Annotated in this window: 8 protein-coding genes; 1 reads left to right on the forward strand and 7 read right to left on the reverse strand. The window is 63.2% G+C overall.

The window, feature by feature from the left end; translation table 11 throughout:
* Positions 1–59: 59 nt before the first annotated feature.
* Complete coding sequence (locus ACQRCJ_RS10785; RefSeq protein WP_168936511.1) at positions 60–1979, reverse strand: 4Fe-4S dicluster domain-containing protein; 1920 nt, start codon at positions 1977–1979, stop codon at positions 60–62.
* 3 nt (positions 1980–1982) lie between these two features.
* Complete coding sequence (gene fdhF, locus ACQRCJ_RS10790; RefSeq protein ID WP_427799787.1) at positions 1983–4013, reverse strand: formate dehydrogenase subunit alpha; 2031 nt, start codon at positions 4011–4013, stop codon at positions 1983–1985.
* A 196-nt stretch (positions 4014–4209) separates the two neighbouring features.
* Between fdhF and ACQRCJ_RS10795 the strand changes: the two genes are divergently transcribed.
* A complete protein-coding gene (locus tag ACQRCJ_RS10795; protein ID WP_427799788.1) occupies positions 4210–4806 on the forward strand; it encodes a hypothetical protein in 597 nt (198 codons plus the stop codon).
* An 81-nt stretch (positions 4807–4887) separates the two neighbouring features.
* On the opposite strand, the gene ACQRCJ_RS10800 is transcribed toward ACQRCJ_RS10795, so the two are convergent.
* From ACQRCJ_RS10800 to ACQRCJ_RS10820, 5 genes are all read right to left on the reverse strand, one after another.
* On the reverse strand, positions 4888–6957 hold the full coding sequence (locus ACQRCJ_RS10800) for an HD-GYP domain-containing protein (protein WP_303740345.1): 2070 nt from the start codon (positions 6955–6957) through the stop codon (positions 4888–4890).
* A gap of 21 nt (positions 6958–6978) precedes the next feature.
* Positions 6979–8652 (reverse strand): HlyD family type I secretion periplasmic adaptor subunit, encoded by a 1674-nt coding sequence (locus tag ACQRCJ_RS10805; RefSeq protein ID WP_427799789.1) that lies wholly within the window; start codon positions 8650–8652, stop codon positions 6979–6981.
* Positions 8639–10936: a type I secretion system permease/ATPase gene (locus ACQRCJ_RS10810; protein ID WP_427799790.1), complete on the reverse strand. Its 2298-nt coding sequence runs from the start codon at positions 10934–10936 to the stop codon at positions 8639–8641. The genes ACQRCJ_RS10805 and ACQRCJ_RS10810 overlap by 14 nt, the downstream gene beginning before the upstream one ends.
* A 147-nt stretch (positions 10937–11083) precedes the next feature.
* The gene (locus tag ACQRCJ_RS10815) at positions 11084–12499 is read right to left on the reverse strand and encodes a TolC family outer membrane protein (RefSeq protein ID WP_321032082.1); all 1416 of its coding nucleotides are present in this window, start codon (positions 12497–12499) and stop codon (positions 11084–11086) included.
* Between the two features lie 117 nt (positions 12500–12616).
* Entirely contained in the window at positions 12617–12898 is a 282-nt protein-coding gene (locus ACQRCJ_RS10820; RefSeq protein WP_427799791.1) for a transposase, read from the reverse strand.
* Between the last annotated feature and the right edge of the window lie 13 nt (positions 12899–12911).

The raw sequence follows: 12911 nt of genomic DNA on the forward strand, positions 1-12911 counted from the left end.
AATAAAAAAAGGGCGGGGACACATCGCGTCCCCGCCCTTTTCATACATATTGGCAGATCCTAGAACTCTTCCGGCAACTGCAGCATTTCCTCATAGGTGAACACCGGCCCGTCCAGGCACATATAGTGCGCACCCACCTTGCAGTGGCCACACTTGCCCACACCACAGCGCATGTGGGTCTCCAGCGAGGTGAAGATGTCCTTGCCGTTCATGCCGAGGCCCAGCAGGTCGCGGGCCACCAGCTTGATGCGGCGCGGCGAGGCACACAGGATGGCCCGGGCATTGGCCCAGTCGAAATCCAGTTCCGGCAGCAAGTCGTTGATATAGCCCACATGGGCCTGGACGGCATCCGTCGGCTTGGCCAGGGCATACTGCACGGTCACACCGGGGATCTTGCTCCAGTCCTTCAGATCCTGCTTGTAGACCAGGCCCTCATAGCGCGTGGCACTGGCGATGATGGCGATGCGGCCGTAGCGTTCCCGCTCCTGGAGCAGGCGCACGATGATGGTCCGCACAGGGGCAAGGCCCACGCCGGACCCCACCACCAGCACGTCCCGTCCGGCAAAGGAACGGTAGGGGAAGCCCTTGCCGTAAGGTCCGCGCAGGCCGATAACATCCCCCACGCCAAGCTTGGCCAGGGCCGACGTCACCTTGCCCACTTTCTTGACGCAGAACTCGAACTGGCCGTCGTGCTGATCGCCGAAGGGGATGGACAGGGCCACTTCCCCCACGCCGAAGACCGTGACCATGAAGAACTGGCCCGTCAGACGGAAGGTCTCGGCAAGGCGTTCATCCATGTAACGGACCACATAGCGACGGATGTCCGGGGTCTCGTCATGGATGGCCACGATGCGCGCAGGATAGGGCGTGAACAGCTGGGGGTCGATGCGGGTGGACGCCCGTTCCGGGATGGAGACCGGCATGGGCTTGCGCTGTCCCTCGGGCGGGCAGTCCTTCACCACGGTATCGGCTATCTTGCGGATGTCGATACCCGCGGGGCAGACGTCGATGCAGCGCCCGCAGCCCACGCAGCCTTTTTTACCGAAGCGGTCCTGGATGTAGACCAGTTTGTCCATGATGCGGTGGCGCACGGCGGCAGCCTTGCTGCGCGGATTGTGCCAGCCGGCATTACGCGTAAAGCCAGCCGTCTGGCAGGAGTCCTTGACGCGGACGCGGCGGCCCGACTGGGCATCCAGACGTTCCTCGTTGAACTGGAAACAGGTGCAGGTCGGGCAAACGGCCGTGCAGCCCGTGCAGCGGATGCAGGTGGGCGTGATCTCTTCCCACACCGGATGGTCGAAGCCCTGCAGCAAGGCCGTACGGATCTGGGAAAGGTCGGGCAGCTTCTGGAAAGAGTCCCGGCAATCCTTTTCCAGCTCGCCCAGCCGGGCACGCAGAGCGGCTTCGGTCACGGGACGGAAAAAGACCATGGCCTGCCCCACAAGGCTCTCGCCCTTGTCCGTGGCGCATTCCACCCAGCACAGATCGCCGTCCAGCGTCAGCATCAGGTCAAAGCCGCTGCGGGCAAAGGGGCCTGTGCCCGTGGCCGCGCAAAAGCAGCTTTTCCCGGGCGTACGGCAGTTCATGCCCACGATGGTGACGGCCTCGCGCCGCATGGAATAATTGATGTCCCGGTATTCGCCCAGGTAGAAATCATCCAGATATTCCAGAGCGGACACATCACAGGGGCGCATGCCGAAGATGACCGTCGGGGCCATGGCTTCCGCACCGGGCTCGGCCACATACGTACGTTCGTTGCCTTCCCAGCGGAACAGCACATCTTGATAGCCGTTCAAGACGTCCACCGGCGGCATGGCAAGGTTGGTATAGTCGAGGCACAGGCCCTTTGCCGGGACAAAGCTCTCCAGACGCGTGGTCCCGTCCTGTTCCTTGCAGGGGCACAGCACACGGGAGCCTGACTGCCAGGCGGTCAGCAGGGCGGGCAGGTCCGCCGGATTCATGGTATAGTATGCGGACATGGCTTAGACCCTCTCCAGCCTGACGGCGCTGATTTTGTATTCAGGGGTTTTGCTGACCGGATCCAGAGCGGTGCAGGTCAGCAGGTTGACCATGGCTTCGGCAAAATGCAGGGGAGCGAAGACCACGCCCTCGGGCACATCGTCCGTGATATGCATGCGCGAGACCACAGCTCCACGACGGCTGACCATGCGCAGGCGGGCGCCTTCGCGGATCTCCAGCTTTTTGGCGTCAGCGGGATTGATGTCCGTCACCAGCTCGGGCAGCTCACGCTCCAGCATGGCACAACGGCGCGTCATGGTCCCGGTCAGATAATGGGCATGGCGCATGCCGGTGCTGAGCAGGAAGGGATACTCCTCGTCCGGCAGTTCCGCCGGAGGCACATGCGGGATGGCGGCAAAAAGCCCCTTGCCGCGGGTGAAGCGCCCCTGATGCAGGATGGGCGTACCGGAATGGTCAGGCGTGGGACAAGGCCAGCACAGGCTCTTCCCTTCCAGACGGGCATAGCTCATGCCGCCCATGTTGGGGGCCAGGGAGCAGATCTCGTCAAAGACCTCCGAAGCCGAGGCGTAATGCATGTCATAGCCCAGGCGCCGGGACAAAGCCTGGATGATCTGGCCGTTGGTCCGCCCCGCCATGGGCGGGATGGCCTGACGCACGCGCTGCACGCGGCGCTCGGAGTTGGTGAAAGTACCGTCGGTCTCCGCGAACGACGCACCGGGCAGGATCATGTGCGCCAGTTCCGTGGTCGGCGTGGGGAAGATGTCGAGGCAGAGCAGGAACTCCGCCGACGACAGGGCCTTCACCACATGGCCGGAATCCGGGTCGCTGACCACGGGATTCTCGCCCATGATGATCATGGCCTTGAGCTTGCCCTCCTGCAGGCCGTGCATCATCTCCATGGCCGTCAGGCCGCGGAAAGGCGACAGGGAGCGTCCCCAGGCCGCCTCGAACTTCAGGCGGGCCTTCTCGTCATCCACGAACTGGTAGCCGGGATAATAGTTGGGCAACCCGCCCATATCGCAGGCGCCCTGCACGTTGTTCTGGCCGCGCAGCGGGTTCACACCGGTACAGGGACGACCGATCTGACCGCAGAGCATGGACAGGTTGGCCAGGGAACGGACATTGTTCACGCCGCAGCGGTGCTGGGTGATGCCCAGGCAATAGACGATGGCGCTGGTCTCCGAGCGGGCATAGAGCTCCGCCGCACGGAACAGGAGCTCACGCGGCACGCCGGTGACTTCCTCGGTCCGCTCGGGCGTCCATTCACGCAGGCTCTCGCGCAGCTCGTCGAAGTTCTCCGTGCGTTCCGCGATGAAGGCCGCATCGTGCCAGCCATTTTCATAAATGATATGCATCAGGCCGTTGACCAGCGGCACGTCCGTTCCCGGACGCAGGCGCAGGTGCACGTCCGCCAGGCGGGCAAGGTCCGTCCGGCGGGGGTCGGCCACGATGAGTTTGCCGCCCTCACGATGGCAATGCATGAGCCGCATGCCCACCATGGGATGGGCGACCGTGGTATTGGAACCGATCACAAACAGACAGCTCGCCTGCTCCAGCTCGTCGAAAGAGTTGGTCATGGCGCCGCTGCCGAACGAAGTGGCAAGACCTGCCACAGTGGGGCCGTGTCAGAGACGGGCGCAGTGATCGATATTGTTGGTCCCCAGCGCGCAACGGGTGAGCTTTTGCAGCAGATAGTTCTCTTCGTTGGTGCAGCGGGCGGAGGTCAGCACGCCGATGCTGTCAGGGCCGTACTGGTCACGGATGCGGGCCAGCTCCCCGGCGGCATGATCGAGGGCGCTTTCCCAGTCCAGGGACTGCCAGCCCTGCTCCGTCCGCAGCAGGGGCGTTTTCAGACGGTCAGGGTGCTGTATGAATTCATGCACGTTCCAGCCCTTGACGCACAGCTTGCCCCGGTTGACCGGGCTGTCGGGCGTGGGCACGGAACGCTGAATGCGGCCTTCCGCAGTTTCCAGGGTCAGGCCGCAACCGCAGCCGCAATACGGGCAGGTTGTCGCCGTGTGACGAATATCCATAAGTCTCTCCGCGATATCACATCATGTCCGGGCCGGGACGGCACGCCTTTGTCCGCCACACTCCGGCATGAGCCTTTTTTCCAGCTTTGGAGTGGAAAATTTTGTCGTTTTTTTCCATAAAAAAAGGTGCCCAACATGTCAAAGAGAAAGGCTTTCTTTTCTTGCAGACAGACCGGCACCACACAAGGAGACCCGCATGGACAACGCATCCCCCTGGCAAGCGATGGCCCGCGCCACGCAGGCAGAAGCCCGGGATATCGTGGCGGAACTGGACATAGAAGGACACTGGCGCCGGGCAGGCGCCGTGGTCCATGCCGTGGGCTCGTTCAGGACGGGCCTGCTGGTCCGGCACAGGGACATAGACTTCCATGTCTACACGCCGACTCTGGACCGCGACCTCAGCTTCCGTGTCATGGCGGCCCTGGCCAGTTCCCCCTATCTGAACAGCCTGCACTTCGTGGACGGCAGCGCAACAGAAGAACGCTGTCTGGAATGGCATGGCATCTGGCAACGCTCCGGCGGCGCCCCCTGGCAGATCGACATCATCCACATCGAGAGCGGCTCGACGTTCGACGGCTATTTCGAACGCTTTGCCGACCGTCTCTGCCGGCGCCTGGACGATGCGACGCGGGATACCATCCTGCGCCTCAAATACGAGACGCCGGAAAACGAGGGCATCCACGGGGTGAAATACTATCAGGCTGTTCTGGAAGGCGGTGTGCGAACGCTGGACGAGCTGCGCCGCTGTCGTGCCGCGCATCCCCTGGACGGCGTGAACCTCTGGATGCCCTGAGGTTCGGCAGCCCCAGGCATAACGTATGAAAAAGGGCGGTACCCTTCCCCATCCGGAACAGATACCGCCCTTTTTATGCTGCTATTGCTGCAATATCCGGACGAATTCCTTGCCCTGGGCACTTTGCAGGAACGCCGCCAGGGCATCCACCACCTGCTGGTCATACTTGAAAGGACGTTCGCGCAGGATAGCCAGAGCCGCCGGTTCGTCATGACGGCGCCGGTAGGAACGCGGACGCATCAGGGCGCAGAAGGTGTTGGCCACGGCCAGGATGCGGGCCTGCAGGCAGATGGCCTCGCCCTGCAGCTTCCGGGGATAGCCGGAACCGTCCATACGCTCGTGCATCTGCTCGATGGTCTGCAGGACAGGCAAGCCGAAATCTATGCCCCGCAGGGCCTCCACGGCATAATCTACATGCTTTTCCATCAGCAGGCGTTCCTCGGGCGTCAGGGGACCGGCCTTGGTCAGCAGCTCGTGCGGCAGACGGATCATGCCCACCTGGGACAGGCTGGCCGCCGTGCGCAGCGTGGACTCCAGCGCCGGATCGTCCTTGCCCAGCCAGGCCGCCAGATGGTAGGCGAGCTCGCCGGTGAGCCCGGACTGCCCCTTCAAATAGGGGTCCACCGCTTCCACCGCGTGGGTAAAGGCCTCGACGGTCTGGCGCAGCATGGTGGCAAGGCGCTGTTCCGCCTCCACGTGGGCCGTGATGTCCCGATAGACCACCACGACGGTCCCTGATGCGCCGTCTTCCGCGGCAAAGGGCAGGCACTGCACATTGAGGTGCACCAGCTTGCCCTCGACCAGCATGTCTTCCTGATCGGAAAATTCCGTCCCTGTCCGCCAGACGAATTCCACATGGCGTTCCAAGCTCCGGGCCAGATAATCCGGAAGATGCCGTACCTGCATAAGGTGGAGCACCTCTCCCTGACAACGGGCCAGACGGGCGAATTCTGTATTGGCATAGACGATGCGGCCTTCACCATCCACCAGGGCCAGCGCCGAATGCATGGCCCGCAGGACCGTATCCAGCAGGCAACGCTGCCGGGACATGGTCGCGTAGAGGTCTTTCAGCTCCCGCACCTCGCCCCGCTCCCGGCGGATGCCGAGCCACCAGTAGAACCAGACCAGGATCCCCGCCAGGCAAAGGAACAGCAGGCCGGCCATGGTCCAGACGCGCCAGGCCATGTCGTCCTGTTCCTGGCGGACGCTGTCCGCCCGGCAGGCCACGGCCGCATACCAGGACGTCCCCGGCACGGGCTGGCCGACCACAAGGCAGTCCATGGTCCCGGAAATGGCGGGCAAGACCATGTCCCGGGGCGTCATGTCCTGACCGAAGCCCGCAGGCAGGGTCACCAGGTTGAGGCTCGGGCGTTCGCCCATGCCGATGGCCTGGACAAGGTCGCCGCCGGTCTCCAGCAGCAGGCTCATATAGCCCAGCTCGGAGGACTGGCCGACCCCTCCCAGGAGCTTGCCGATATCACAGGTGACCAGCAGGATCCCCTGGGGCGAGTCGTCCGCCGAAACATAGCCCGGCGCCGTCACCGGACAGTAAAAATCCACCAGCAGACGCTCCCCCTGGAGCCGGACGGGCAGCATGCCCGCCCCGGACAAGGCTCCCTTGCTCCGGCGCTGCTTCAGCAGCGTCCTGGTATCCGCCTGCCAGCCCTGCCCCACCAGCATGACCGGTTCCAGGGTCCTATCCAGCAGGGCCGCACCGGCAAAATCATGCCGGGAGATGAACTCGACAAATTTGCGATAGATGAGCGTGGCATGGGGCGATATGTCGCGCAGGGCCTGACGATCCCGCGCATCAAGGCCGCTGTGCCGCCCATGCTCCTGTTCCGTCCAGGGGGTCTCCCCCAGCTCGCGCAGCAAGGCCACGGGCAGGTCCGTCTCCGCTATCTCCGCCGCCAGCAGACGCAGCATGTCGTAGCGGGCCATCTCCGCCACAGCATCGCGCTGGACACCGGTCCATACCGTCACCATGGCCGCTGCCGTGGACGTATAGGCGGAAAGCTGGCTGCCCGTCCTGTCGAGGATCTCGCGCTGTTCCGCACTGTTGAAGCGGGTGGCCCCGATGACCGTCAGGGCGAGCAGCAGTATCAGCCCTCCCAGCAGGGGCCGCAGTGACACACGTTCAGGATTGCGCATAGAAGCTCCGCACAGCAGGGATCAGCGCTCGGTAAGCGCGTTCTGCCTGGCTTTCATCACAGGTTTGAGGATATAATCGAGCACCGTCTTCTTGCCGATGATGATGTCGGCCACCACGATCATGCCCGGGATGATGGGCAGGATCTCGTCGTTACGCCGGATGGCCGTCTCTCCGGTACGGACTTTGACAAGGTAATAGAAATCGCCCTTTTTGTCTTCAATGGTGTCCGCGCTGATGGATTCCAGCTTGCCGGGCAGACCGCCGTAGATGGAGAAATCATAGGCCGAGACCTTGATCATCACGTCCTGTCCGGGCCGCAAAAAGGCCACATCCTGCGGACGGACGCGCACCTCCACCAGAAGGCTCTCGTCCATGGGCACGATGTCCATGATGGCCTCGCCCGGCTTGACGACCCCGCCCACCGTATTGACCAGTATCTGCTTGACGCTGCCCCGCACGGGACTGCGTACTTCGGTGCGCGTCACGCGGTCGCCCCCGGCGGTCAGGGATTCCCGCACCGAGCCCAGCTCCGTGCGCCGCTTGTTGATCTCCTGGCTGATGGCCAGCTGCTCTTCCGCCACCCGGCTGCCGATGCGCTGCCGGGCCTCATCCATCATGGCCTGCGTCTTGGGGATGGCCGCGGCCAGCATATCGATCTCGCCCTGGGTCTGGATGATCTTCTGCTCCAGCCCCAGATAATCCATGCGGGAATAGTTGTTGCGCTGCAGCAGGCGCTTGGCCGTATCCCGCTGCTCCGTCTCCAGCACCAGGCTGCCGTCCAGCTGTTTCTTGCGTGCCAGCTGCTCCGCCACCTCGCTTTGCCGCTGGGCATACTGGGCCTCCAGCATGGAAAGCTCGGCCCGCAGTTTCGAACTTTGCGCCTTCCAGGTGTTCCGCTGGTCATCGACGATCTGACGGGCGCGCTCCACAAGGACGCCGTCCGGCTCTTCTCCCAGTATCTCCTTGAGGAAGACGGGCAGGTCACTGGGGAAGACCGGCTCCTCGTCACGCAGCATGGCCTCCAGCCGCATGATGACCAGACGGTGTTCCACCAGCTTGTACAGGGCATCCCGGTACGAGCTCTCGGCCATGACGTTTTCCAGCTGGGCCACGACCTGCCCTTTTTCCACGACCTCGCCCTCCCGGACGAGCACGGCCTGGAGGATACCGCCTTCCAGGTTGGAGACCGACTGCGTACGCCGGGAGCCCACCACGGAACCTTCTGCATGGGTCACTTCGTCGATGGGGGCCCAGGCGGCCCAGACGAGCAGCGCCACGACGAGCAAGGCCACCGCCACGGACAGGGCACGGGCCGTGAACGCGGGCCTGCGGGACAGGGCCGCATCCACCTCGCTGGCATAATTGATGTCATCCGGCATCAGACCATGCAGGGGAGCGTCCAGAGCCGCGAACAGCTCCTTGCGCGTCATGGGATTGTCTCCGGCGGACGATGCCTGGCTGAAATTCTCGCGCAGGCGCGCCGCCATGCCGGTGGCGGGACGCTGCTCCCGCTCGGCATCCCCCACGAAGATCAGGCGGAACACCTGCCGGATGCGGGCGAACAACGAACGCTTCCGGGGCTGCCCGTCAGGTACGGGAGCCTCGGGAGGCAAAGACGAAAAGATATCTTCCGGCGGCCTGGTTTCAATACGGTCACCGCTCTGCGTCGCGGGATCCGGCTTACGGGCGTCCATCCTTCCCCTCCTTCACGGCAGCGGCTCCCCCGGGGGCCTCCTGCCCTTTTTCCGGGGCAGGCTTTCTGGCTGCGGCGGCGTTGTCGCGCAAGCGCTTCAGGATGGCGTCACGCGGCCCGAACATCCGCAGCCTGCCGTTCTCCATGACAGCCAGCTTGTCCACCATGCGCAGCATGCTCAGGCGATGGGTCACAAGGATCAGGGTCCGCCCCTGCGAGACGGCTGCCAGCCGCTGCTGCAGGCGCTGCTCGGAATCCGTGTCCATATTGCTGGTGGGCTCGTCCAAAATCAGCACATCAGGATCGCGGACCAGCGCACGGGCAAGAGCCACCGCCTGCCGCTGCCCACCGGACAGGGCCTTGCCCTGCTCGCCGACCTGGGCCGCGAAACCGGCGGGATTGTTGCGGACAAAATCCGTCACCCCGGCAAGGGCCGCTGCCCGGAACACCAGATGGTCATTGATGGTGGGGTCCCCCAGGACGATGTTCTCGCGGATGCTGCCATAAAACAGGACAACGTCCTGCGGCAACACGCCGATGCGCCCGCGCAGCTCCGTGGTCGGCAGCTGGCGCAGGTCCACGTCCCCGAATTTGATGCTGCCCTTCTGCGGCTGGTAAAAACCTGTCAGCAGCTTGGCCAGGGTGCTTTTGCCCGAGCCCATGGCCCCGATGATGCCGATCCGGTCGCCGGGATTGATGCGCAGGCTCACGTCCTCAAGGGCCAGACGCATGGAATTGGGATAGGCAAACGAAACGTTCTCCACGGTGAAGGAAGGCTGCAACTCGCCAAAATCCATGCAGGAGCTTTCCGACTGGTTCTCGGAAGGCAGCTCCATGAGCAGGTCGAGGGCCTGCAGGGCAACACGGGAATTCTGCAGACGGGTCAACAGGGAGGCCAGCTGCATCAGCGGCGCCATGGCCCGGCCCACAAGGATGTTGCAGCCGATGAGGGCCCCCATGGTCATCAGGCCTTCCAAGATCCGGTAGACGCCCCAGATGATCATGCTCACCGTGACCATATGGGTCACCAGGGTGGAGGCCGTCACGGCCAGACTGCTGTACCGGCGCGACTCCGCCGTCGATTTGGCGGAAAGCCCCACCACCGCCTCCCACAGGCGCTGCATCCGGCTCTCGGCCTGGCAGGCCTTGATGGTCTCCAGGCCGTTGACCATCTCCACGAGCAGGGCGTTCTTCTGCATGTTCTGCTTGTAGCTCTGCTCGGCGCAGCGGCGTGCCGCGGTCTGGAGGAAGAGCCCCAGCCCGATGAGGATGGGCATGGCCGCCAGCGGCAGGAAGACCATGGGCCCGGCGATAAAGGCGATCAACAGCAGGAAGATGACCAGGAAGGGGACGTCGATGCAGGCCAGCAGCGAGGACGAACTGAAGAATTCGCGCAACTGCTCGAATTCACGCAAGTTGTTGACCAGCGAGCCCGTGGATTCCGGCTTGCTTTCCAGCCGCATGGTGAGGACCTTGTCCACCAGATTGCTGGAGAGCACGATGTCCGCATTGCGCCCGGCCACGTCCACGAAGTGCGTGCGCAGGGCCCGCAGAAAAAAGTCGAACAGATAAATGATGATCACACCGGAAGCCAGGACCCACAACGTCTCTATGGCATTGTTGGGTACGACCCGGTCGTAGACGTTCATGGCGAACAAGGGACTGGCCAGAGCGATGAGATTGATGATGACGCTGGCCAGCGCCACATGCCGGTAGATGGGCGCATAATAGCGCAGCACGTCCCAGAACCAGCGTTTTCCCTTGGCCAGACGCAGCTTTTCCACATGCTCCTGCGGACGGCCGGGGACAGCCACATACAGGGCATAGCCGGTATATTCCTCCTGCAGCGCGTCCAGGGGCACCAGCTGGCTGGCGCTTTCCGTCTCCGGGAAAATGACTTCGGCCTGAGCCGTCTCGGCTCCGGTCTCGCCCGCCTCTGACCCCGCCGGAGCTCCCGGCACCAGCCGGGTCAGGACACAGCTGCGGTTGCCGGACAACAGCAGGATGCAGGGCAACGTCAGGTTGGAGAGGTCAGCCAGCCGGGGACGATACAGCACGCTGCCCGTCAGGCCCGCCTTGCGGGCGACCCGCAGGCACGCCTGGGCCGAGACGGTACTGCCCGAAAGCCCGGCCAGCAGGAACTGGGGAGACAAGGCCTTGCCCCGGAGGCGGCACAAGGAGGAAAGACTGCGCAGCAAAGGCGGCATGAAATCGACATCGGAAGGCCGCAGGCCTCCGGCTGCCATTTCCGGGCCGCGTGTTTCCCCGGATCCGTTTTCCGACATATGAACAATCCTTTGACGTCCATCCTGTGGACGTCCTGTCGCAAAACAACAGGCAGAGGAGCTCTGCCTGTTGTCGCATCGAAACCCTCCCGGCAGACCAGGCTGCCGGAGCTGTCATGGGCTACCCGGGAAGCAGGGACTCCCCGGTTACTTGAACCAGCCCATTTCAAAATCTTCGCCCTTGACGGGCTGGGCTTCCTTGGGCCCCGACTTGATCTCTTCCGCGGGGACCCCCATACGGGGCAGCAGGTCACCGGCCAGAGCGCACATACGGTAGGCGCCTACAAGGATATTGCCGCGGGCGGTCTCGGCCTGGCTGGCGGAATTGTAGAGTTCGTTCTCCGAATCCAGCACGTCCAGCAGGCTGCGCGTACCCAGCAGGAACTGGTCATGGTAGGCCTGCCGGGTATAGGTATTGTTTTCCACGGCCTTGGTGTAGAACTTGTATTGTTCCTTGGCCGCCAGATAGTTGCTCCAGGTGGATTCCATGTCCAGGCGCAGGGTGTCCATGTAATCGTACAAGTTCTGCCGGGCCTCGCGTTCCCGCGCCGAGGCCGCACGGATGCCTTCCACGTCGGCACCGCTGTTGAACACGTTCCAGCGCATTGTGGCCAGGACGTCGAAGCTGTAGACCCAGCGGTCACGGTCACCGCCGCGGTCGCTGTACTCCGGCCCGGCTTCCAGCTGGAAGGTCGGATACATGGCGGACTGGGCCAGCTCCTTCTCACCCTTGGCAGCACGGATGTCCTGCAGGTAGGCAGCCAGCTTGGGATTGTGCTTTTCTGCCATCTGGATAAAGGCCGCTGCCGTATCGGGCATCTCGACCGGCATGGGCACCGCATCCAGCTTGCCGACCGTATAGATGCCGGTCAGGCGGGAATAGGTGGCGTAGGCCACGCGCAGGGCGTCTTCCGCCTCGGCCAGGGCGGAATGCGCACGCTGCAGACACGATTCCGCCTGCGTCACATCGGCCTGGGTATCCGCCCCCATGCTGGCGCGGTCACGGGCCTGGGCCAGGATGGATTCATGCCGGGCCACATTGTTGCGGGCCAGTTCCACCAGCTTGATACGGCGCAGCAGGTCGATATGGGCGATGATGCCATCCAGGGAAAGGGACGTGGCCCTGTCGAAGATCCTGGCCTTGACGGAATCCAGGGTTGCCTGGGCGGCACGCACGCGGCTGCGCGTAGCAAAGCCGTCCCAGATGGGCTGTACCAGCTTGGCGGAGACACTGCCCACGCTCAACCACTGGTCATCAAGGTTCAGACCGCGGGACGTGGTGTCGCTCAGGACACCCACGCCGATCTCCCCTGTGACGTCCACACGCGGACCGAAGCCGGCACGGGCCTTGTTGAGCTCATGCTCCAGGACCGCACGGTTCTCCTTGATGCTCATCAGGCTGCGATGGTTGTGCAGCACACCGTACACGGTATCGTTTACTGTGATATGCGCCGCGCTGTTCCCCTGTACCGGAGTATCCCGGGTCCATGCCGTATCCGTCCCTCCGGCCAGCAGACAGCATGCAGCGACGATTATCGCTCCCCACGTTTTGTGAGTTGCCATAATGTTTCATTCTCTCCCACAATTTTTTTGAGATGCATTCCTATTATACAGGCATGATGTATTTAGTCAATATTCCGATCTTTTTGCCAATTTAGAGAATGTCCGGCATACACCTTGCTATACCAGTTTTCTCCAAAGGATACAGGCCAAAGCAAGGTAAAGTAGCCCCATAAAATTGACGAGGTAACAACAGTAGCGAGTGCGCAAGCTCCGAAAACCCTTCAACCAGGCGAATGTCCGCTCTACTACCCAGCGGCGGGCAGGAGTCCTCCAGCGGTCCCGAACTTCTTCCCCCCGGCTGCGGATATGCTCCTCAAATCCGTTTACGTAGACTTCTTCGCTGACTCGCGGGTAGTCATAGCCCTTGTCCAGACAGAGATGGCGTACGGCAGAGCCCAGAAACCAGCCGCCC

The organism is Desulfovibrio sp. SGI.102 (assembly GCF_050314315.1).
Taxonomy (GTDB): domain Bacteria; phylum Desulfobacterota; class Desulfovibrionia; order Desulfovibrionales; family Desulfovibrionaceae; genus Desulfovibrio.